We start from the raw sequence: 21410 nt of genomic DNA on the forward strand, positions 1-21410 counted from the left end.
CCAAATCCCTTTTTTAACATATTGATTGATACAAGAAAAAATACCGATAAAAACAGATTAGCTATTATGCTATGGGCTAATACTCTTTCTGTCTGGCACACTTCCTCCAAAAGCATGTCGAGTACCTCTTTGTACAATCACATAAAAAATATTCCCGCTCAGCAAGCAGACCTAGTCAGTACATGACTAACAGTAGACTTATTTACGTATGCTTTATTTCAAAATCACTCATTTACATTAATCATTTTATAAATTGCTGTCAATCTTATCGATTCCGTTTTTTTACATATACCACACCAAAAGTCCCTATCTTAAAATTAATGGTAATGCATAAGAAAAAAGCTACCACAATATTATTTGGTAGCTTTTTTACCCGTTTTCTTGTTTATTATGCCTATTTTTTTTATTTTTCTTATCCTTTTTTATTAATCTTCTTTAAATATCACTATATCAATATTTTTTACCCTCTCCACAAGAGAATCTATATACCTAAAAACACAGCCCGTTTTAAATCAAAAGTTTTATAAATGTATGGCAAATAAATAATTCAAATAAACTATATTTTTTCACACAAAATTTACAATCCTTTAAGTTCCTGTAATATTTTAGAAGCTTCTGCAACACCAGCATCTGCTGCGAGGCCATACCACTTGATGGCTTCTTTCAGATTTCTAGCAATTCCTTCACCTTTATTGTAAATATGCCCTAGTTGTAGCTTAGCATCCGCGTCTCCTTGAATTGCAGCCTGTTTAAACCAATGAATACCTTTTTCGATATTGCGTATACCAGTTAGTCCATTACTCCATATATAGCCCAAATCATAAAAGGCATCTACATGATATTGTTCAGCCGCTCTTTCATACCAAAAGAGGCCGCGGTTTACCTCCTTTGTTTGACCCAAGCGTCCCTCTAAATATATTCCACCAAGCCGATATTGCGCTTCGACATAACCTAGCTCTGCTGATTTTTTGTAGGCATTAAAGGCTGCTTCTACATCTGCTTCGACACCCAGTCCCTGCTCGTATATAATTCCTAACGTAAACATCGCCTCTGCCACATTTTTTTCAGCAGCATAATCAAACCATTGTTTTGCTAATATAAAATCTTGCGGTACGCCTTCCCCATTGAAATACATATCCGCTAAATTATTGGCGGCATCCGCATGCCCCTGTAAAGCTGCTTTTTCATAGTATGAAAAAGCAAGGGAATCATTTTCTTCCACACCAATCCCCTCAAAGTAAAAATTCCCTAGTACGTATTGAGCATCTGCATGATTCTGAAGCGCTGCTAATTCAAACCATTTCAATGATTTTTCAGGTTGAAAATGTTCACCTTCTCTAGCGTTGTAGTATTCTCCCAATTGATATTGTGCATCTGCGTCTTGTTCTTCAACTGCTTCTTTATATAAATCAATAATGACTTCATGATCTAAATCCTCTTCATCTAAAATAGGGAGCTGTTCATCTTGATGACGGAAGTACCACTCCACAATATCAAGTACATCATCAACTACTGCTATACGGCTTGCTAGCTTTTCTAACGAAGAAATTTGCCAAACAAGGATATAGATAGATTCGGGAATGGCATCACGCAAGACATCGTCATATTCCGCTAACAATGTTAAAACATTCTCCTGTATGGACTGAGATTGTTCTGAATGGATAATTTGTAAATGCCGTTGTTGCTGTTCTTTCAATAGCCCTCGCACTATTTGATACAATATTTTTTGCAAGGCTGTTAGGGTAACTTCCGTGAATGTAAGTAATTTTATATTTTGAGCAAACCATGTATTTTCTGACTGTGTCAGATTTTGTAGGGAATCAATTCTTTCTTTATTTCGCTTGGCTAACATTTGCTCGTACATTATTTTCCTCCCTTGCACACTATGTAAAAAAACTGCCTTGCCACTATTATATGGAAGACAGTTGAAATTTGGTTACACATATGCTCTCAATAATAAGCCAACGAATAGCGTAATGATTAAAAAGACTGTAATATGGGCCCATTTATACATATCTAATAAGCCTATAAATTCTCGTGTAAATGCATTGGGAACATAGTAAAAGGCTGTCTTTGAGCCAATTCCTTCTGCATCTAGCTTTGCTTTCTTAGCATAAATACTTGCACGAAATACATGGAAATTATTGGTCACAAATAGCGAACGATATTTTTCTCCCTGCGCATGATGGTCCATTATTTTTTTGGAAAAGACCATATTTTGTTCTGTATTGGTCGATTGATCTTCGAGCAATATCTTGTCAGTGGGAAGATGATGTACATCTATTAAGTATTGTTTCATGGCATATGCCTCGGTTAGCTTTTCGTCATTGCCTTGACCACCAGAGACAATAACAAAAGCTCTCTCCCCATACTTTTTATACTGCTTTACTGCCTCATCTAAACGACTTGCTAAAAGTGGGGGCACTTTATCCCCAATTAACCCTGAGCCCAATACAATAATATAATTTGGTTCATAGCGTATGGGTGTAAAATGATACAGTATTGCATAGGCAAGGACACTTGTGTATAAAAACATTGTATAGCCAAAAACCAAAAACGCATAGAAGAAAAGAATATGCCAAAGTATATTTTCTATTTGGATAAAAATGACGAAAACATACCATATCATCATAATAACAAAACTTAGTCCGAGAATGGCTAACATTAAATTACGTACTTTACGCCCTTCCTTCTCTAATAATACTTTACTATTGAAAAACATTGCGATTGATAAAATAAACATAATGCTTGGAAAGCTTCCCAATATAATAAATATCCCCATTTCTGAAATAATCCCCTGATCATTTGGCAGCAATAATGGATAGTGCATAATGAACGCTCTTATCATATATATCCCTATTAAACCTAGTGCTACCGCATTGAGAAAGCGCCTTTTTTCTGTTAAGTACAACACGAGAAATAATGTGGTGAAAAGTGTTAAAGTTAGTAGCATCGTTTCACTCCTTTCTATTGCAGAATTTTCACAATCATGGCATTTGTCACTACTTGTTCAAATTTGATGATATAGCTCAATTATTGAAGGCGTTTGTTTTATTTTTTAATATAGTTCATGTAATATTACTATATAAGAACTAGTTTATGACCAAATTCAAAATTATATTGGAGGAATGTAAGTAATGAAAAAAATTCTTGCCGCTCTTTTTGCAGCGACACTGATATTTTCGACTGTTGGTGCAACATTATTCATTTCGGATACGCCAACGGCAGAAGCTAAATCCTATAAATCAGGTAAAAAAGGCTTCACTAACAACAACAACAACAATAATAGCTCGAATATCCAAAAATCTAAGGATACTTCTAAAGATCAAAATAATGCAACAACAAATAAAAACAACTCATCCTCTACTAATAAAGTAGATACTACTAAAAAAGGTGGCTTTTTCTCTGGCGGTCTAATGAAAGGCTTAATGCTTGGTGGTCTAGCTGGTTTATTATTCGGCAGTCTATTTAGTGGCATGGGGATTCTTGGCAATATTTTAGGTCTACTCATTAATGTAGCTGCAATTGCCGTTATCGTGATGCTTGTGGTTAAGATTATGAATATGTTTAAAGAGAAGAAGCGCAAAGAGGAAGCACAATGGCACAAATAATCAACGAACAAGATATTATTAATGCTATTTGTTTATCTCAAGCTTATTATAAAAACATTCGTCCCGAGGCAGTTCTTGTCGAATTGACTTACGAAGATGACGCTGGCTTTGGTGCAGAGGTTGAAGTAAACGGTCAAATCGAAGTGCTTAATACAGCAGCTATGATTGGTGCATTACGTGTTTGGATTAAAGATGTTCTACATAGTGACCCATTCTCAACTGGGATTGAGCTTGTTTTAGACGACGAGGAAGGCATTATTGCCAAACTATCATAAAAAAAGCAGTACAATGAATTGTTCAAAAATTCATCGTACTGCTTTTTACTTTTTCAAACGTTTCTTCATCTCTTCTTTTTCTTCCTCATTCAGAGAAAAATCTACGATAGAACGCCCTAGCATTAGCAACATAATAAACATTACTCCCGTACCAACTATTAAATAAATCATTGTAAATACTTTAGAATAAGTCGTTGTTGGATATAACCCTGTTTCTACGCCTGTTGGTATCAAACTCACTACAGCAAAATACATAGCATCTAACCAGTACCATCCTTCAGTTCCCTTGTAAAACAGTGTTCCTGATAAAATGATTAAAAACAATGTAGTAAATAATGAGATAAATTGAGGACGTTTAAATGACTTCCACAACCCTTTTACTAATCTTTTCGCAGATAATATAAATGACAGCATCCCCATTCTCCTCTTTAAATACGTTCTACAACATAGTTAGACTATACTTCGTTTTTATTAAAAACGTCAAAAGGTAGAGGTGATGTCCCCCTACCTTTTCAGCATTATTTAATGAATATTTGACTAAGGTTTGTAAATATTTTAGCGGCTTGACCTCTTGTTGTGACAGCTTCTGGTGAGAATTCCCCTTCATTTCCTGTCACAATCCCCAACTCATACAACATGGTAATGGCACGTTTTGTTTCTGCATTATAAGAGGTTACATCTGTAAATGGCACATCGCCCTTTGCACTATATGGTTGATTAAATTGCTGTTCATAGGCACGACTTATCATTAATGCTAGTTGAGCACGTGTAACAAACTGTCCAGGGTTAAATTTCCCATCCGTTCCTTTAATAAGCCCATGAACATATGCTGCTGCAATTTCTGATTGTGTTACTGCGTCATAATTTGCAATGTCAGTAAATGGTGCCTTCTCATCTGTAGATAACTCTAAACTTCTCACAAGAATAGCAGCGGCCTGCGCACGCGTTACACTACTATCAGGTCTAAATGTCCCATCCGTATAACCATTCATTAGCCCAGCATCCGCAGCTTTTTGAATGTATTCTTTCGCCCAGTGCTGTGCTGTATCTGTAAAGCTTACTGTTCCCTTTGTAGTGAAAGTAATCGTTGGATTTTGAATACTTTCATTACGAGCTGCATCGATTGCTTTGATGGAAACATTGTAGGTTGTATTTTCTGTTAAATCTTCAAGTGTAAATGTTGTCGTATCTGCATCCAATGTTGAGATTAATTTTCCATTCACATAGACATTGTAATTTGCCACACCTACATTATCTGTCGCGTCCTGCCATTTAACCTCTACAGTTGTACGATCTTTCACATCTACTTGAATAGCCTTCGTTATATCCCATAACGAGCTAGTTTTAATGATTGGTAAAAATGCTTCATTTGCGACTGCTAAATAACCAGCTTCACTTAAATGAATGTTATCAGGGTTTGGTAAATAGCTTGCAACATCCTTTGCAACAACATCGTATGTCGGCACAAAAATGGCGCCTGCTTTTTCAGCGGTTGTTTTAATTGTTGAATTCACTGTAGCCAATAACAGTTTAAATTGATTTTGTAGATTCTCACTATAGTATGGGAAAGAATTATAATAGCCCATCACATATATTTCTGCTTGTGGATTTATCTTTTTGATTTCAGATAGGATTGTAGCAATATTCGATACAGCTTCTTTAGTAGCTTTAACAAGGGCCATCGTATCAATTCCCGTTGTTTGGGACTCTTTTAATAATGGTAATAAATCATTTGCTCCAGCCGTTAATGTAATGATTTCTGCCTCTTTAATAGAAGCTCGTAACTTTACTTGTTCCTTTGTGTATCCAAAACCTGTGACTGTTTTTTCTACATCATTTTGTAAATCTGCTAAAACATTTTTCGTAGTGTAGCCTGACATAGCAAAGCCCTTATTATAAGAAGTAAGGAAGCCACCCTGCTGTAAGGCCTGTGCAATAAAATCCGTGTAGCCTAACCCAATAACACCTACCTCATTCATTCCATGTGCTAATGAGTCGCCTAGTGCCACATAATCAGATTGAATAACCCAGCTTGGTGCTATGTAGTCGTCTTGTTCTTGTGCATTAGCTACTACAGGGATGGTTAATTGCAAAGCCAGTACACTCGCTGCTAAATAACGAAATTTCTTTGATAATCGCATTTACTCTCTCCTCCACTTGTAAAATAGTCATTGTTTTCACTATTTTACTAGAGGCGAGTTAAAAATAGGTTAAATTACAGCAATCTTTTTAAACTTTTCTCTACTCAGACTGTATTTTTCCATATATTCCACCACCACCAACCTCGATCGCTAATTGACCCGTTCTAGCTAAATCAATTAAATGGGCGATTTTATGTGGCACAACTTGTTCAAGCTGGTTGAGCGTTACCACATGTAAAATATTCATTTCAGTACCAAATGCTTCTATTAGACGTTCCATCATTTTAGGGCCAATACCAGGGATGAAATCAAGTGGTACTTGATGAATATAAGGCGGTCTATTTCGTTCATTCAGAAAATCCTCTGATAGTTCCTGAATACGTGTAGCTACACCCTTTACGATTTGCATACTTCCACAGTTTGTACATATGGTAGCTTCGTTACCTAGTCGTTCTCCACATTTAGCACAGACCGTTTGATGATACTTGCCAAGCAAAGGATTTAAACCATAATTCGCTGTTACTGCTCGACCTTGTTGTTCATGTAGAGCCATTTTTAATTCTGCAAAATTTGCTTCTGCTAATTGTAACTTTTGATACTCACGTGCCAGTTTTCCAAGCGAATGGGCATCAGAATTACTAACGAACGTATATGCTTGTAATTCTTTGATACGACTTACCATATTGGTATCAGAGCTTAACCCTAATTCAATGGCATCGATAAGCTGCGGATCAAAGACTTCTGTTAAGCTACGCTCAACCCCTCTACCAAACAAACTTTTAAATGGTGTAAAAACATGGGCAGGAATAAACAGACCTCCCAATTCATGCACCTTTTGCTGTAATATGAGACCGTCACAATAAATTCGCTGTGAACTCAAGTGGATATTTTTCATATGTTGGGACATCCAATCAGAGAACTGCTTCATTAGCATCAGTGTTGGAAAGTAAGCAAGCACATGAATAGGTCCATGACAATATTGATCGTAAATTTCGATTTCCGACCCTGGAATCAACGTTGTTTCCTGAAAGCGTAGGCCGCCCTCTTTTAATTCCTGTAGTTCACCTTGTTCAATCATCTCCATCATTTCTTCGATTACTTCGGGTGAATGACAATCAATAATCCCAATAATATCTAATCCCTTTCTAGCACTAGCAGTCTCTAAAATTTTTGCTAATGTTAATGTTTTACTGCCAGTAATTTTCACTGCTCGCCCACTAGAAGTACGCCCAATATGAATATGTAAATCTGCATAAAATGTTTGCATTTCAATCGCTCCCTTTAGTATTTCAAGTACGTAAATTTTTTTGTTCAAGCGGACTCAAGATAAAAATACCTTACATCACAGCAAGGTATTTCTCACTTTATTATGATGGATGATTGGTGGTAGTGCTATTATTTGTCTCATAAGCACCTGAACTATGTGATGACCCTGACGATGAATCATAGGCAACTAATGTCACACCAATCTTTTTTTCAAGCTCGTTAATTTTCGCAAGTTGCTGTGGATCTAATTGAGCAAATTTAATGTCTTCCATTATCATCAATCCTTTCACTCATAAAGTTCCCTGAAATAAAAAAAGTATACTTCATTCCACCTCAACTTAATTGCTTAAAGCTTTGTGATTTAGCTAATTTCCAAACGTTTGTTGAATGAAAATGACTGATATTCAGTCATTTTTTATTGACATTGTTTTTCTCATCCTGTAACATACTAAACAAGTAAGGCAAAAGTGAGGGATTGCATGTCAAAGGAAGAAAAAATTATTCAAGCTGCAATTGAAGTTTTTCGCGAAAAAGGAATTGAAAAGACGAAGGTTTCAGATATCGTCAAAGCTGCTGGGATTGCTCAAGGAACATTTTATCTCTACTTCCCATCACGCCTTTCTGTCATGCCAGCTATTGCAAAAAATATGGTAGAAAGAATTATTACTACCGTAGATGAAGGTGTTTCAGATCATAAGCCTTTTGATCAGCAACTTGAAGAGGTTGTTGAAATCATTTTCTCGATCACAAAGGAATATGGTGATATCGTTGCACTCATTTATGCTGGAATTGCACAAACAGAGCATTTAAAAGAATGGGAAAGCATTTATGCACCATACTATGATTGGATGAGTAATTTCTTATTAACGGCTCAACAACAAGGCATCATTCGAGATTCAATTAATCCATCACGGTCAGCAAAGCTTATTATTGGTCTAATTGAATCTGCCGCAGAACAAGTTTATTTGTTTGATGACAGCAAGGATGAAACGATGACACTGCTTAAGCTTGAACTTCTAGACTTTTTATATCATGCACTTGGCCTACGTCACGCGTAAGTGACGTTCTCTTTTATCTACAAAATGACTGAACGTCAGTCATTAATTCTATTAATGAAAGGATTTTAATTATGCAAAAAGAATGGTTATATGTCGGTCTAACAAGTTTATTTGAATTGTTTTGGATATTTGGTTTTAATGTAGCAAGTTCCTGGTGGCATTGGATTATTATTGTGTCTATAATTGCTATCGATTTTCACTTCTTATCAAAAGCTTGTGAAAACCTACCTACTGGTACCGTATACGCTATTTTCGCTGGTGCAGGTGCAATTGGCACTACGTTAATGGACATTTTTATTTTCGATGGAGAGTTTAATGCGATTAAAGGTATTTTCATGTTTATTTTAATATCGGGCGTTATTGGATTAAAATTAGCAGATAACGCACCAACAGATCACGATGAAAAGAAAGGAGTGAATGCATAATGGGTTGGGTATATATTTTATTAGCAGCAATAGCCGAAATTATAGGTGTTATTGGATTACGCTTTTATAGTCAAAATAAAACGATACGAAATTTATTATTATATGTCGGTGGCTTTGGATTATCATTTGCCCTTTTATATGCTTCCTTCAATTATTTACAGCTAAGCATTGCCTATGTTGTCTGGGTAGGTATTGGTACTGTCGGTGCAGTGCTTGTCAATATCATTTTCTTTGGTGAATCCAAAAATCTACCACGAATTATCAGTATCATCGCTATTATCATAGGTGTAGCAGGGTTAAAGGCCGTATCTTAATTAAATTACAATCAAAGGACATCCTTCTTATATCGAGGAATGTCCTTTGTCATTTAAACCATTGAGTATATCTTTGAACCTGTTACATTTTTATAATTAAAAACAGATGGTCATTACTCTAGCTAATGAAAAATCCGTCTCCTGTATAAACATTGACTATTTTTCTAACTAAGAAACATAAGAACTCTTCCTGATATGACTGTTTCCTATGCCATGTATTTTCGTAAATGCTACTTTCATAATGAATATATTATGTAAATTAGTTGTCCTTACTTTTTTAAACTTGACTGACCTTCTTTGCGAATTGATCAGGAACATACGTGAGGTATGGTTTACCAGTCAAGGAATGTGTTTGAATATCAGCAAAAACACCAAATACTTCTTGTAACAATGCTGGTGTTAGCACTTCCTCCGGTGTCCCATGACACACGATTCGACCTTGCTGCAACACGTAAATTTGATCACAGTACATTGCCGCAATATTCAAGTCATGTAAAGCCGCAACTACTGTTAAATGTAAGGTTTGAATTAAGTCCATAAGCTGAAGTTGATGTTGGATATCTAAATGATTCGTTGGCTCATCTAATATAAGCACTTGTGCTTGCTGTGCTAGTGCTCGTGCAACCATTACACGTTTTTTCTCTCCACCTGAAAGGGAGCTAAAGCTTCGTTTTTCTAAATGAGCTATACCTGTTTGCTTCAAAGCATCTTTAACAATTTGAAAATCTTGCTCTTGATCTAGCTCTAACAGTTTTTTATGTGGCGTTCTCCCCATGCTAACTAAATCATGTACAGTGAAATCAAATAAAACAGGTGTATCTTGACTAACAACAGCTAAATTCTTCGCAATTGCTTTACTAGATTGCTTTAAAATATCATGCTCATTTAATAATACCGTCCCGCTTTCAGGTTTTAGAAGACGATACATATTTTTTAGCAATGTTGATTTGCCACTACCATTAGGACCAATTAACCCAACAAACTGCTTTTTCTTTATTTGAATACTTACTTCATGTAGTATACGTTGATCGTTAATGGAGAATGATACTTGCTTTGCTTCTAATGTCATATAAGTTAATCTCCTTCACCGAAAGAATAATTATTGCGACGGAGTAGCCAAATGAAAAATGGACCTCCGCAAAAGGCTGTAATAATACCAATTGGCATTTCCTGAGGAGCAATGATAATTCGAGCAAAGGCATCAGCCCACACTAAGAAAATCCCCCCTATTAAAGCACTAATCGGTATCACATATTTATAGTTAGATCCCACAATTAAACGTACTATATGAGGGATAATTAGACCTACAAAACCAATAGAGCCACTGACTGCCACCAGTACACCTGTTAACAGGGAGACAAGTAATATAAGCTGAATCCGAAATTGCTGAAGATTAACGCCTAACGTCACTGCCGCTTCTTCCCCAAGTAAAAGTAAATTTAAATTTCGATAGTGTAGCCAGAGAAGCCCAAATACGACGAAAAATATGGAAGCTGGAATGATAATATTATTCCATTTAGCTCCTGCTAGACTACCTAGCATCCAAAACATAACAGCTTTTAAAGCCCCCTCTTGCTTTGACATCATTAAAATAAAATTAGAAATGGCCGTTAAAATAAAGGAAACAGCCATACCTGCCAATAACAGACGAAAAATAGAAACCCGTCCCCCAACACGAGATAAGAAAAACACCAGTGCAATGGCAAGTAATGATCCTAGAAAGGCTGATATTGAAAGCGCGTAAATACCTAAAAATGAAAAGGCTCCTAAAATAATCACAGATGTCGCTCCGACGGCTGCCCCTGAAGAAATCCCTAAAATATACGGGTCAGCAATGGAATTTCGTACAAGCGCCTGAATCGCTGCCCCCGCAATGGCTAACCCCGCTCCAACAATAGCAGCTAGCAAAACACGAGGTGCTCTTATTTGCCAGATGATGATCTCCTGTGAGCGACTCCAATCCTGCTCTATGGCATTTTGTATAAAGGGGATTTTAGAAAGAATAACTTTCCATACATATAATGGTGTAACTGAAACTGAGCCAACCATTACAGCAAAGGTCATTGAAACAATTAATACCATAAAAAGTACGAAGGAAAATAACATAAATTTTTTATTCATCTGTTTCAAACTCCTACTGAATAGTGATGAATGAAGCAATAAAAAAAGGTATTCCATACGCAACGACGCATAGAAATACCCTAGAATAAACAAAGTCAGAAAAAATCCAGCTATTGTCCGTAATTGCTTGCATCCTCGTGGGCATTACAGGTATTACTAACTGGCAGGTCTCCTGGCTTCGATTCAACACCCTATAATTGCCTTCCCATTCTTCCACAGTGGCAAATAATATTATAGGACTCCTCGTTACAGTTGCGGGACAGCGTCGGACTTACACCGACTTCCCTTTTAAGTGACATTATAAAATGGCACACCAATAGTATTTGAATTTATAAAATTGTGACGATTCTATCATACATTTTTATAGATTGTTAGTCTACATGGAATTTTATTTCTAAGGAAGAACAATATATAAGCTGTATCTTCGCAGTTTTGAGCACAATAGCTATTTGCTCGTTATAAATTGGCTATCTATTACTTAATAGTTTTGGCATGGGAGGATACTCCACCACATCTTAGCCACTTTTCCTATCACATACATCAATAACATTTCGCTCTCTTCATTCATGTCAAAAAGCAATTGACATCCATCATTTCTGCACATTTGTTTGCTACAGTAAGGGAAAATAGTGAGGAGGATATTACATGATATTTAAAAGAAAATGGTCTACTGGACTTCTAGCAGTAACGGCCTTCATTAGTTTAACAGCTTGTGCGGAGGAGCAAACGAAGCCTGCATCTACTTCCAATAACACTGCTGAAGAAATGGATCATTCTACGATGAACCACTCAAGCTCAGGTGAAGTACCATCCACATTAAAGAACGCGGATAATCCGAAGTTTTCTGTTGGAAGTAACGTGATTATTACGGATGGACATATGGACGGTATGAGAGATGCCGAAGCAACAATAATAGGTGCCTATAACACGACTGCCTATGTTATTTCCTATGAGCCAACTTCCGGTGGAAAGCGTGTAGAAAATCATAAGTGGGTGATTCATGAAGAATTGATTGATCCAGAAGAAGCACCACTAGCCCCTGGCACAGAAGTAAAAACGGACGCAGCGCATATGGAAGGTATGGAAAATGCGACTGTCCGTATTGAGGAGGCTATCCAAACGACTGTTTATATGGTTGATTACACTTCGACCACAAATGGTGAAGCTGTTAAAAATCATAAATGGGTGACAGAAGAAGAATTAACCTCAAAATAATATGAACAACCTCTCCAGCATTTCTGGCAGAGGTTGTTTTCTAGCTTTTGTGTTGTAACGGTTTTCTATCAATTGACTTATGCCATTTATAGCCGATACCCCATACTGTTTGCAAGTAATCATCCGCAGGGAACCCACTTTTTCTTAATTTTTCTCGTAAATTACGCACATGAGAATCAATGGTACGATCTTCAATTGTCACATTATATCCCCAGACTGTGGTGATTAGATGTTCTCTAGAAAATACTTTATTTTGATGATCTAAAAATAAAACAAGCATGGAAAATTCCTTTGGTGTTAGGGGAATTGCCTCATGTTGAAAATATAATTCAAAGGATTCCTTATCTAAGCGAAGACCCTCAAAGCTAATAACCTTTTCCTCTATTTTCGATCTTCTTAATACCGCATATATACGTGCTAATAACTCTTCCTCATCGAAGGGTTTTAATATGTAGTCATCAGCACCGAGGTTTAAGCCTTTGACAATATCCGCATGCTCTCCTTTTGCAGTAAGCATAATGATGGGTACATCCCAAAACTTCCTAATTTCTTGGCACGCCTGCCACCCATCCATCTCTGGCATCATAACATCCAAAAGAATTAAATCTGCATGCCCATCTTCTAAAAAATCGAAAGCCTCTTGAACGGAAGACATAGCTCTACAATAAAAATTCGGCTCTAAATAAAGGGTTAATAAATCTAACATTCTTGGCTCATCATCAATGCATAAAATGGTTTTCATCTGTTTCTACCCCTTTAAAAGATAATTCAAAAGTAGTTCCTTTATTTATTTCACTGCTAACCTTCACTTCGCCCCCATGCGCCTGTACAAGTTCCTTGACAATAGCAAGCCCCAGTCCAGAACCACCTAAAGCACGACTACGAGATTTTTCCACTCGATAAAATCGTTCAAAAATATAGGGTAAATCCTTCTTTGGAATCCCCTTCCCTGTATCTTGAACGATAATGCTTAAAACATCATTGTGTTTCTTTGCGGTGACTGAAGTCGTATCTCCTGACGCACAATAGATTAATGCGTTATTTAATAGATTTATTAGGATTTGCTCTAGCCTTGCTTCATCTGCCCATACTGTCAAGCCCTCTTCATAACGTACAATAAAATGTATACCCTTCTCTTGAAAAGCAGGGCTTAGCTTTTTTTCAATGTTTGTAAAAAATGAATTTAAATGTACGTTTTGTTGTTCAATCACAAACGAGTTTTCATCCATTTTAGCTAAATCAAATAAATCTTTAATTAATCGAGAAAGTCTATTTGTTTCTTCTATTATAATGGCTAAATACTTTTGGCGATCCTGCTCTGTTAAATCCCGTTTCGAAAGAATGTCGGTATAGCCTTTAATAAAGGTTAGAGGTGTGCGAAGCTCATGTGCAATGCTCGATAAAAATTCCTTACGCTCATGCCTTAAATGATTCAGATCGTTAGACAACAGCTGTATAGCATTCGATAAATCCCCAAGCTCATCCTTTCCATTGGTAGAAAGGGCGACTGTAAAATCACCTTTGCTCATTTTCAATGTGGCCTCTTTCATTTGAATTAATGGTTTAGCAAGCTTTCGAGATAGAACGATAATGACTGCTATAGTGACAAGACCAGATACTATACCAACGATGAGAAAATGTTTATTTAAGCGTTTCATTAACGCATGAATGGAGTCTGTATTTTGAAACATAAAGACATAGCCAATCGTTCTTTGCTGATTTTGAATAGGACTAATAGTGGCAATCGCTTGAACCTCTTGCCAATCATCTTGTAAGATCCTTCCCTCATACGGTATTTTTCCCTCAATCTTATGGATCATATCACTAATTTCTAAATCAGGCTGCGAAGAAACCAGTATTGTTCCCTCATAATCAGTCACTACTACATCCGTACTTTCATTAGATTCCATAAGTACCACATGTGCTAGCGTTTCCTCGTTGAAGTTCTGTTCTAATACCGTACGATGTGAATTTCCCCTTGCTTGCAAACTTGCTAGCTCTTCCTCAACTCTAGAATTGGTTAAGGAGACATGTAAAAAAAACATCATAAATGTTTCGATACAAAATAATGTAATAAAAAAGATGATGCCCAGCTTTAGTGATAATTTTCTCATCTGTAACCACCATTTTAGAATTTCTTAAAAGTATAGCGTGAAAGTATGAAGATTTCATGCAGAAACAACATTAAAAAAATGTCTATAACGAAATGGACCTCCACTAAGGGAAATTTCTTGATGCTAATGCTTCTTCTTGTGCAGGGTCTTGGATTCGGCACAATGAGCTGCACCCAAAATATTGGACTTAAAAATCTACTATAGGGGGTGCAGGTAGTGATTTCTGATGAACAAAAATTAGCCGCAGTTCTAGCTTACTTTGAAGAAAAAGAAAGTACGTATCAGATTGCCAATCGATTACAGAGGGATCGACAGTACATTCGATTATGGATTGAATTATATCGCTATCATGGCATCGAAGGAATTATTCGTCCTCAAGGGTTCACGAATTACGAAGATTCTTTTAAAATAAAAGTAATTCAACACCTGATAGAGACGGGCGATTCGCTCCTTCAGACTGCTGCGAAGTTTAATATTCCTTCCCGTGAAACCGTTCGGAGATGGAAAAAACAATGGATGTCAACGGCTGGTGAGGTGCTCTATCAAGTAGAAAAGGAGCGCCAATCAATGCCAAAAAAACAACCACCTTCGTCCGATTTAAATGGAAAAACAACGGATGAGTTAAAAGCCGAAATTGAGTATTTACGGATGGAAAATGCCTATTTAAAAAAGTTGAAAGCCTTAGTTCAAGAAAAGGATGCCTTCAAATCCAAGAAAAAGTAAGAGCTGTCTATGAGCTAAGGTTGGATTTTCCTCTTCAAGCTCTATTAAAAGTCGCGAAACTTAAGAAAAGTACGTATTATTATCATCTCCAAAAATGGGTAAAACCAGATAAATATCAAACGATCAAAGAACGAATTCAGACGCTTTTTCATTACCATAAGGGGCGTTATGGCTATCGTCGTATTTGTTTAGCCCTCCGAAATGAAGGGTTTTTCATCAACCATAAAACGGTCCAACGATTGATGCAAGAATTGGGCTTAAAAGGGACGGTACGCCCTAAAAAATACCGTTCGTATAAAGGGACAGTCGGCTATGTCGCAGAGAATGTCATCCAACGTGATTTTGAAGCCACTGCACCCAATCAGAAATGGGTAACCGATGTAACGGAGTTTAAAATAAACGGTCAAAAAATCTATATATCCGCTGTATTAGATTTATTCAATCGAGAAATCGTTGGGTATGAGGTATCAAAATCACCTAATTTTGAGTTAGTTCAACAGTCTTTTAAGAAGGCGTTTACGTATACAAAGTTATCGAAAAAGAGTGGCTTAATCGTCCATTCTGATCAAGGATGGTTATATCAAATACCACGTTTTAAAGCGTTATTGGCAACACATGAAATCAAGCAAAGTATGTCACGGAAAGGAAATTGTTTAGATAATGCCGTGATAGAAAGCTTTTTTGGCATTATGAAATCAGAATTTCTATACGCAACAACGTTTAAGAACTACGAAGCATTCAAAAAAGCGTTAGTAGACTTTATCCACTACTACAATCATGAGCGGATAAAAATAAAACTCAACGGAAAAAGTCCAGTTGAGTTTCGAAGAGTTTCTTAAAAGTTCAAATTTTTGGGGTCAGTTCACAACTTTATAAAACGATTGTCACAACCCATGTACGTCAGCAACAGTTAATTAATTTAGTACTTAATATTGCTTAAGCTATCCTCGTTAACCTGACTTGCTATAAAATTAGTTGATGAGTAGTGGATTGATTGAAGAAAAACAAGCGACTCCTTGGGGATTAGCGTCACAGAAGTAGTTTTGGAGAGAATAATGTGGGTGAAACAGTTTATCGGATGATCCTTGAAAGCTTAGCTCTATGCAAAGAACAAAGTGATCGTTCACAAAGGAAATCAACTTTGCTTTGCTCAACTGCCATTCTTATTTTTCTAATAAGATGACCCATAAGTAAAGTATACTTATGGGTCAGATTTTAATTAAATGTATTTTTTTGCCCAGTTTAAAAAGTTATCGATGACTACATCAAGGAATTTTACTGTACCTTCATCAGTTAAATTGCCTTCTGCATCGAATTTAGTGTGAACAGCACCAATGTAAACATCATTGCCGCTTAGTAATGGTGAGTTAATGCCAGGAGAGAATAAAATATCGCGTAAATGTAATTGCGCTTTTACAGTACCTAAGTTCCCCATAGATGCACCCATAATGATAGATGGTTTACCAATCATTACTTTATCTACACGAGATAGCCAATCAATGGCATTGACCATAACGCCTGGTACTGTACCATTATATTCTGGTGTCACCCATAGTACAGCATCTGCCGCCTTTACTTTTGCTTTAAAATCAAGAACCTCTTGCGGTGCTTCATTTTCGATATCTTGATTATACATTGGTAGATCCTTTAAGCTTAAAACTTCAAGATCTAACTTTTCTGTATAACGTTTTTGAATAAATTGAGCTAATTGCATATTATAAGATTCTTTACGGATACTACCAACGATAGCTACCACTTTCATGATGTTTCCTCCTAAATGTACATTATTCATAGTATTTGTATAGCAATTCTATTTTATACCACATTAATAATAAGTGGCAAATTCTTCAACTGGCTTGCGATAGCCTCGTAAGCGACGACTGTCTTCTTTTTCTTTCCCAATTGTAATCATCAGTGCTATCTCTTTGGTTTCTGGCACATGAAATAGTTCTCGCAATTTCTGATGATCAAAGCCAATCATTGGACAAGTGTCCCAGCCGCGATTTTTTGCAGCAAGCATAAATAGCATGGCAGACAAAGACGCATTTCGAATAGCTTCATCCTTCATAAATGTCTCACCACGTTCTTCATAAAATTTAGTATTCTCTGCAACAATTTCTACTAGTTCACTAGCTGTTATTATACCCAAATCAACCATACCTTGACTTAGTTCAGCAGTATCTTTATAAGCTTCTTTATCACCTAAGACAAGGATTACCCCTGAAGCTGAATGCACTTTATATTGACCAAATGCCGCCTCTCGCACCTTTTCCTTCATATCCTCATCCAGCACAACGATATAGCTTGCATGCTGTAAGTTAAATGCTGATGGGGCGAGCTTAACATCCTCCAAAATAGGACGAATATCTTCCTCAGTCATCTTAACGCCCTTGATAAAATTATTAGCAGAGCGACGCTTATCAATCAGCTTGGAAAATTCCACTTATTAAACCCCCAATATAATTATGTATTCATCCAGTAGTAACCCTACTGAATGAAATAATATTACTCATATTCTTTATCGAACGTAATGGAGCTTCTTACAGTATCTATTGGACGAACGAGGCCTTCAATCTGCTCACGCTTTGGTTCTAAAAACGGTGGTAATGACAGTTTCTCACCTAGCGTTTCATATGGCTCATCACCCATAAACCCAGGACCATCTGTAGCCAATTCAAATAAAATTCGAGGTGCTACCCGTGCATACAATGATTCAAAGAAATGACGATTTACATAGCCAGATGTATGGAAGCCAAAGCTTTCAAAACGTGCAGTCCATTCATCTAATACTGCACGATTCTCTACACGAAAGGCTGCATGGTGAACCGTACCAAAGCCTTGTCGAGCAACAGGTAACACAGTGTTATGCTCTACAATAATTTGAGCGCCATTTCCACCCTCACCTACTTCAAATAGATGGAAATTCCCTTCTTCTGCAATTTCTTTAAAAAGCATCACTTTTTCTAGCATATCTTTAAAATATTTCACATTAGCTACACGAACAAATACTGGCCCTAAACCTGTAATTGCAAATTCTACTGGGATGGGACCATCTTGCCAAGGCGTGCCTGAAGCAACTCCTGTATTATGCTCATCAGAAATAAGCTGATAGTGCTGATCGTCAAAATCAACAAAGGACAATGTTTTTTTACCAAACTGTTCTTTAATACCTGTATGTTTTACAGTCAATCGATCAAAGCGCTTTACCCAATAATCTAAAGCTGCATCCGTCGGTACACGGAAAGAAGTTTTTGATATTTCATTTGTTCCATGTACCCCTTTTGGGATGTTGGGGAAATCAAAGAATGTCATATCTGTCCCTGCACTACCTTTATCATCTGCAAAGAATAAATGGTATGTTTGAATATCATCTTGATTCACTGTTTTCTTTACTAAACGCATACCTAAAACGAATGTAAAAAATTTATAATTCTCTTCAGCACTACTTGTAATAGCCGTTACATGGTGTACACCTTTTAAATGATTCATACAATATTCCTCCCATTTATCTCGACTTCGAGATATATGTGTAAAATTTTTTAATAATTAGTAGCGTTTTTACCTACTTTTTTAAGAGACAAAATCATTGTGTCCAGCTCCTGCGATTCCAATACTTCAAAAATCTCGTTTATTTTTTGTTCATGCCTAGGGAAAATCCTTTCCATTAAAGCCTGTCCCTCATACGTTAATAACACATACGTAACACGTCGATCTTTCGGACATGCCTTTCGATATACATAGCCTTTTTGCTCGAGCTTATCAATTACATAAGTAATACTACTGCTTGCAATTAATATTTTTTTACCAATCGCTTGAATAGGCTGCTCTCCATGATGGTACAAAAATTCAAGAACCGAAAATTCGGTTTGATTTAAATCATATTGAAGTAAATCTCTTTTAGTGGCATCCTGAATCGTTTGATATGCTCGGAACAAGACCGTAAATGCTTTTAAGTTACGATTGTCTTCCTTCATACGACTCCCTCTTTTACTTCGAATTCATTTATCTTTAATTCGAGATAATAATAACATATTCATTTTTAATCAGCAATCATTTTGTTTCTCACGTTTGCCATCTTCTTCTACGGGTAGAATGTAGTTGTAACTTATAAAGGAGGATTTTACATGAAAAAAGACGTCAATCAAAAACAACAACAGCTAAAAGCATTCCGAGTAAGTGATAAAGATCAACCTCTAACAACCAACCAAGGATTAAAAATATCGGAAGATGAACATTCACTAAAAGCCGGTGAACGAGGACCCACTTTATTGGAGGATTTTCATTTTCGTGAAAAAATGACTCATTTTGATCATGAACGAATTCCTGAACGAGTGGTACACGCACGCGGGTCTGCAGCTCATGGAATCTTTGAAACCTATAAATGCGCGAGTGACATTACAAAGGCTCAATTTTTAAATGGACAAGGAACTAAAACACCTGTCTTTGTTCGTTTCTCTACCGTTGCAGGCTCAAAAGGATCTGCTGATACTGTCCGTGATGTACGCGGCTTTGCTACAAAATTTTATACACAGGAAGGTAATTATGATTTAGTTGGTAATAATATACCTGTTTTCTTTATTCAAGATGCCATTAAATTCCCCGATTTTGTACACGCTGTAAAGCCTGAACCGAATAACGAAATTCCTCAAGCTCAAAGTGCCCATGATACGTTTTGGGATTTCATTGCAAATAATCAGGAATCTGCCCATATGGTCATGTGGCATATGTCCGATAGATCCATCCCACGAAGCTATCGAATGATGGAGGGCTTTGGTGTTAATACCTATCGCCTTGTCAACGCTGAAGGAAAAGCACACTTTGTTAAATTTCATTGGAAACCTATACTTGGGGTTAAATCATTAGTATGGGATGAGGCGCAAATCATCGCTGGAAAAGACCCCGATTTTCACCGTAGAGATTTATGGGAATCCATCGAACGAGGCGATTTCCCAGAGTGGGAGCTTGGTGTCCAACTTATTCCCGTTGAGGATGAATTTAATTTTAGCTTCGATATTCTCGATGCAACAAAAATATGGCCAGAGGAAGAAGTTCCAGTACGTATCCTTGGGAAAATGACACTGAACAAAAACGTTGATAACTTTTTTGCTGAAACGGAACAAGCTGCATTTCATGTTGGACATGTTGTACCTGGTATTGATTTTTCAAATGATCCTTTACTACAAGGTCGCTTGTTCTCCTATACAGATACTCAGTTAATAAGACTTGGAGGACCGAACTTCCATGAAATCCCTATTAATAAACCAATCTGTCCCTTCCATAATAACCAACGAGATGGCTATGGCCGACAAACCATTAATGTCGGGCAAGTTAGCTACCATAAAAACTCCTTAGCCAATAACTCACCCTCTCCTGTCTCTGAAAGCGACGGAGGATATAAACATTATGAAGAAAAATTGGAAGGACACAAAGTACGTGCACGTAGCGATAGCTTTAAAGACCATTTTTCACAAGCAAGATTATTCTGGCTCAGTATGACCGATGTGGAGAAAAAGCATATTATTAATGCCTTTAGCTTCGAACTTGGAAAAGTAAAAAATAAAGACATTCGAAAACAAGTTGTAGATATGTTTGCTCATGTCAGCTACACACTTGCATCAGCTATTGCTGATCAAATTGGTATAGTACCACCAATCCAAGTAGAAGTACCACATACTCAACAAATCTCACCTGCTGTTAGCCAAATGATCAATGCAGTCGAAAGTGTTAAATCTTTTAAAGTAGCTCTGATTGTAACAGACAATAGTAGTGAAAACTTAAACGAACTAATGGCTACATTGTTAAGTAAAAATATAGTGGTTGAACTTGTGAGTACTAAGCAAGGCATCCTAAATGGCTTTGAAATTCAAGAAACATTAGCTACTACCTCCTCCGTTCTTTATGATGGGGTTTATGTGACTGGAGCTTTCCAGCATTCTGATCAGCAATCTAAAGCACTACAATTCATTGAACAGGCCTATCAGCACTGTAAAACAATAGGCTATACGGAAAATGTTTCGTTTTTACAGCATCTTGCCAATAAAAATGGTGTGGCAAACAATCTGAATTCTTTTATTCGTTTCCTTGCTAAGCATCGACATTGGGTACGATAATGAATGGAAAAGCCAGCTAACGTATTGAATCTGTTAG

23 protein-coding genes and 1 riboswitch are annotated in these 21410 nt (G+C 36.7%); of the genes, 9 read left to right on the forward strand and 14 right to left on the reverse strand.

What is annotated here, in order from left to right; all coding sequences use genetic code 11:
• Positions 1-577: 577 nt before the first annotated feature.
• On the reverse strand, positions 578-1864 hold the full coding sequence (locus MHI22_RS13305) for an SEL1-like repeat protein (protein ID WP_036124602.1): 1287 nt from the start codon (positions 1862-1864) through the stop codon (positions 578-580).
• Positions 1865-1936: 72 nt separating this feature from the next.
• Positions 1937-2953, reverse strand: coding sequence for a YdcF family protein (locus tag MHI22_RS13310; RefSeq protein ID WP_340812193.1), 1017 nt, complete (start codon positions 2951-2953; stop codon positions 1937-1939).
• 184 nt (positions 2954-3137) lie between these two features.
• On the opposite strand from MHI22_RS13310, the gene MHI22_RS13315 reads away from it, so the two are divergent.
• Together MHI22_RS13315 and MHI22_RS13320 are read left to right on the forward strand one after the other, a co-directional pair.
• Positions 3138-3611, forward strand: coding sequence for a hypothetical protein (locus tag MHI22_RS13315; RefSeq protein ID WP_249646068.1), 474 nt, complete (start codon positions 3138-3140; stop codon positions 3609-3611).
• Entirely contained in the window at positions 3599-3886 is a 288-nt protein-coding gene (locus MHI22_RS13320) for a DUF2653 family protein (protein ID WP_036124608.1), read from the forward strand. Before MHI22_RS13315 ends, MHI22_RS13320 begins: the two co-directional genes overlap by 13 nt.
• A gap of 45 nt (positions 3887-3931) precedes the next feature.
• On the opposite strand, the gene MHI22_RS13325 is transcribed toward MHI22_RS13320, so the two are convergent.
• The 4 genes from MHI22_RS13325 to MHI22_RS13340 all read right to left on the reverse strand — a co-directional run bounded on the left by MHI22_RS13325 (position 3932) and on the right by MHI22_RS13340 (position 7565).
• Positions 3932-4300: an ion channel gene (locus MHI22_RS13325; protein ID WP_036124610.1), complete on the reverse strand. Its 369-nt coding sequence runs from the start codon at positions 4298-4300 to the stop codon at positions 3932-3934.
• Between the two features lie 104 nt (positions 4301-4404).
• The gene (locus MHI22_RS13330; protein WP_340812195.1) at positions 4405-6027 is read right to left on the reverse strand and encodes an S-layer homology domain-containing protein; all 1623 of its coding nucleotides are present in this window, start codon (positions 6025-6027) and stop codon (positions 4405-4407) included.
• Positions 6028-6127: 100 nt separating this feature from the next.
• On the reverse strand, positions 6128-7294 hold the full coding sequence (locus MHI22_RS13335) for an endonuclease Q family protein (protein ID WP_340812197.1): 1167 nt from the start codon (positions 7292-7294) through the stop codon (positions 6128-6130).
• 100 nt (positions 7295-7394) lie between these two features.
• Positions 7395-7565, reverse strand: a complete 171-nt coding sequence (locus MHI22_RS13340) for a hypothetical protein (RefSeq protein WP_170829888.1) — start codon at positions 7563-7565, stop codon at positions 7395-7397.
• Positions 7566-7772: 207 nt separating this feature from the next.
• On the opposite strand from MHI22_RS13340, the gene MHI22_RS13345 reads away from it, so the two are divergent.
• The 3 genes from MHI22_RS13345 (at position 7773) to MHI22_RS13355 (ending at position 9090) form a co-directional block, all read left to right on the forward strand.
• Positions 7773-8351, forward strand: coding sequence for a TetR family transcriptional regulator (locus MHI22_RS13345; RefSeq protein WP_036124620.1), 579 nt, complete (start codon positions 7773-7775; stop codon positions 8349-8351).
• A 71-nt stretch (positions 8352-8422) separates the two neighbouring features.
• Positions 8423-8776 carry a DMT family transporter gene (locus MHI22_RS13350; protein ID WP_036124623.1) on the forward strand — a complete coding sequence of 118 codons (354 nt, stop codon included), beginning with the start codon at positions 8423-8425 and terminating at the stop codon, positions 8774-8776.
• The gene (locus tag MHI22_RS13355) at positions 8776-9090 is read left to right on the forward strand and encodes a DMT family transporter (RefSeq protein ID WP_058843587.1); all 315 of its coding nucleotides are present in this window, start codon (positions 8776-8778) and stop codon (positions 9088-9090) included. The genes MHI22_RS13350 and MHI22_RS13355 overlap by 1 nt, the downstream gene beginning before the upstream one ends.
• A gap of 277 nt (positions 9091-9367) precedes the next feature.
• Here MHI22_RS13355 and MHI22_RS13360 read toward each other — a convergent pair whose 3' ends face one another.
• Both MHI22_RS13360 and MHI22_RS13365 read right to left on the reverse strand, forming a co-directional pair.
• Entirely contained in the window at positions 9368-10159 is a 792-nt protein-coding gene (locus MHI22_RS13360) for a heme ABC transporter ATP-binding protein (RefSeq protein ID WP_036124627.1), read from the reverse strand.
• Positions 10160-10164: 5 nt separating this feature from the next.
• On the reverse strand, positions 10165-11211 hold the full coding sequence (locus MHI22_RS13365; RefSeq protein WP_330493949.1) for a FecCD family ABC transporter permease: 1047 nt from the start codon (positions 11209-11211) through the stop codon (positions 10165-10167).
• 145 nt (positions 11212-11356) lie between these two features.
• Positions 11357-11544: riboswitch (cobalamin riboswitch) on the reverse strand.
• A 312-nt stretch (positions 11545-11856) separates the two neighbouring features.
• Between MHI22_RS13365 and MHI22_RS13370 the strand changes: the two genes are divergently transcribed.
• Positions 11857-12426, forward strand: coding sequence for a YdhK family protein (locus MHI22_RS13370; protein ID WP_340812201.1), 570 nt, complete (start codon positions 11857-11859; stop codon positions 12424-12426).
• Between the two features lie 40 nt (positions 12427-12466).
• Here the strand turns inward: MHI22_RS13370 and MHI22_RS13375 are convergent, their stop codons facing one another.
• Together MHI22_RS13375 and MHI22_RS13380 are read right to left on the reverse strand one after the other, a co-directional pair.
• The gene (locus MHI22_RS13375) at positions 12467-13168 is read right to left on the reverse strand and encodes a response regulator transcription factor (RefSeq protein ID WP_036124632.1); all 702 of its coding nucleotides are present in this window, start codon (positions 13166-13168) and stop codon (positions 12467-12469) included.
• Positions 13146-14540, reverse strand: coding sequence for a HAMP domain-containing sensor histidine kinase (locus MHI22_RS13380; RefSeq protein WP_089934263.1), 1395 nt, complete (start codon positions 14538-14540; stop codon positions 13146-13148). Before MHI22_RS13380 ends, MHI22_RS13375 begins: the two co-directional genes overlap by 23 nt.
• Before the next feature lie 216 nt (positions 14541-14756).
• On the opposite strand from MHI22_RS13380, the gene MHI22_RS13385 reads away from it, so the two are divergent.
• Both MHI22_RS13385 and MHI22_RS13390 read left to right on the forward strand, forming a co-directional pair.
• Positions 14757-15263 (forward strand): helix-turn-helix domain-containing protein, encoded by a 507-nt coding sequence (locus MHI22_RS13385; RefSeq protein ID WP_180957783.1) that lies wholly within the window; start codon positions 14757-14759, stop codon positions 15261-15263.
• Entirely contained in the window at positions 15248-16102 is an 855-nt protein-coding gene (locus MHI22_RS13390) for an IS3 family transposase (protein WP_340812692.1), read from the forward strand. Before MHI22_RS13385 ends, MHI22_RS13390 begins: the two co-directional genes overlap by 16 nt.
• A gap of 380 nt (positions 16103-16482) precedes the next feature.
• Here MHI22_RS13390 and MHI22_RS13395 read toward each other — a convergent pair whose 3' ends face one another.
• The 4 genes from MHI22_RS13395 to MHI22_RS13410 form a co-directional block, all read right to left on the reverse strand.
• Positions 16483-17025: an NADPH-dependent FMN reductase gene (locus tag MHI22_RS13395; RefSeq protein WP_271911067.1), complete on the reverse strand. Its 543-nt coding sequence runs from the start codon at positions 17023-17025 to the stop codon at positions 16483-16485.
• Between the two features lie 63 nt (positions 17026-17088).
• Positions 17089-17706, reverse strand: coding sequence for a nitroreductase family protein (locus MHI22_RS13400; RefSeq protein ID WP_089934260.1), 618 nt, complete (start codon positions 17704-17706; stop codon positions 17089-17091).
• Positions 17707-17768: 62 nt separating this feature from the next.
• Entirely contained in the window at positions 17769-18752 is a 984-nt protein-coding gene (locus MHI22_RS13405) for a ring-cleaving dioxygenase (RefSeq protein ID WP_340812203.1), read from the reverse strand.
• A 50-nt stretch (positions 18753-18802) separates the two neighbouring features.
• Positions 18803-19237 (reverse strand): MarR family winged helix-turn-helix transcriptional regulator, encoded by a 435-nt coding sequence (locus MHI22_RS13410; protein ID WP_036124642.1) that lies wholly within the window; start codon positions 19235-19237, stop codon positions 18803-18805.
• Positions 19238-19387: 150 nt separating this feature from the next.
• On the opposite strand from MHI22_RS13410, the gene MHI22_RS13415 reads away from it, so the two are divergent.
• Positions 19388-21373: a catalase gene (locus MHI22_RS13415; RefSeq protein WP_271911069.1), complete on the forward strand. Its 1986-nt coding sequence runs from the start codon at positions 19388-19390 to the stop codon at positions 21371-21373.
• Positions 21374-21410: the final 37 nt, after the last annotated feature.

Source organism: Lysinibacillus sp. FSL L8-0312 (assembly GCF_038003285.1).
Taxonomy (GTDB): domain Bacteria; phylum Bacillota; class Bacilli; order Bacillales_A; family Planococcaceae; genus Lysinibacillus; species Lysinibacillus fusiformis_D.

Bases quoted from the DNA above. Each gene is read 5' to 3' on its own strand.
- MHI22_RS13345 (WP_036124620.1), top strand. From the start codon at position 7,773: ATGTCAAAGGAAGAAAAAATTATTCAAGCTGCAATTGAAGTTTTTCGC.
- MHI22_RS13350 (WP_036124623.1), top strand. From the start codon at position 8,423: ATGCAAAAAGAATGGTTATATGTCGGTCTAACAAGTTTATTTGAATTG.
- MHI22_RS13325 (WP_036124610.1), bottom strand. From the start codon at position 4,300: ATGCTGTCATTTATATTATCTGCGAAAAGATTAGTAAAAGGGTTGTGG.
- MHI22_RS13375 (WP_036124632.1), bottom strand. From the start codon at position 13,168: ATGAAAACCATTTTATGCATTGATGATGAGCCAAGAATGTTAGATTTA.
- MHI22_RS13380 (WP_089934263.1), bottom strand. From the start codon at position 14,540: ATGAGAAAATTATCACTAAAGCTGGGCATCATCTTTTTTATTACATTA.
- MHI22_RS13360 (WP_036124627.1), bottom strand. From the start codon at position 10,159: ATGACATTAGAAGCAAAGCAAGTATCATTCTCCATTAACGATCAACGT.
- MHI22_RS13405 (WP_340812203.1), bottom strand. From the start codon at position 18,752: ATGAATCATTTAAAAGGTGTACACCATGTAACGGCTATTACAAGTAGT.
- MHI22_RS13310 (WP_340812193.1), bottom strand. From the start codon at position 2,953: ATGCTACTAACTTTAACACTTTTCACCACATTATTTCTCGTGTTGTAC.
- MHI22_RS13305 (WP_036124602.1), bottom strand. From the start codon at position 1,864: ATGTACGAGCAAATGTTAGCCAAGCGAAATAAAGAAAGAATTGATTCC.
- MHI22_RS13410 (WP_036124642.1), bottom strand. From the start codon at position 19,237: ATGAAGGAAGACAATCGTAACTTAAAAGCATTTACGGTCTTGTTCCGA.
- MHI22_RS13415 (WP_271911069.1), top strand. From the start codon at position 19,388: ATGAAAAAAGACGTCAATCAAAAACAACAACAGCTAAAAGCATTCCGA.
- MHI22_RS13315 (WP_249646068.1), top strand. From the start codon at position 3,138: ATGAAAAAAATTCTTGCCGCTCTTTTTGCAGCGACACTGATATTTTCG.
- MHI22_RS13330 (WP_340812195.1), bottom strand. From the start codon at position 6,027: ATGCGATTATCAAAGAAATTTCGTTATTTAGCAGCGAGTGTACTGGCT.
- MHI22_RS13370 (WP_340812201.1), top strand. From the start codon at position 11,857: ATGATATTTAAAAGAAAATGGTCTACTGGACTTCTAGCAGTAACGGCC.
- MHI22_RS13335 (WP_340812197.1), bottom strand. From the start codon at position 7,294: ATGCAAACATTTTATGCAGATTTACATATTCATATTGGGCGTACTTCT.
- MHI22_RS13340 (WP_170829888.1), bottom strand. From the start codon at position 7,565: ATGGAAGACATTAAATTTGCTCAATTAGATCCACAGCAACTTGCGAAA.
- MHI22_RS13365 (WP_330493949.1), bottom strand. From the start codon at position 11,211: ATGAATAAAAAATTTATGTTATTTTCCTTCGTACTTTTTATGGTATTA.
- MHI22_RS13320 (WP_036124608.1), top strand. From the start codon at position 3,599: ATGGCACAAATAATCAACGAACAAGATATTATTAATGCTATTTGTTTA.
- MHI22_RS13355 (WP_058843587.1), top strand. From the start codon at position 8,776: ATGGGTTGGGTATATATTTTATTAGCAGCAATAGCCGAAATTATAGGT.
- MHI22_RS13395 (WP_271911067.1), bottom strand. From the start codon at position 17,025: ATGAAAGTGGTAGCTATCGTTGGTAGTATCCGTAAAGAATCTTATAAT.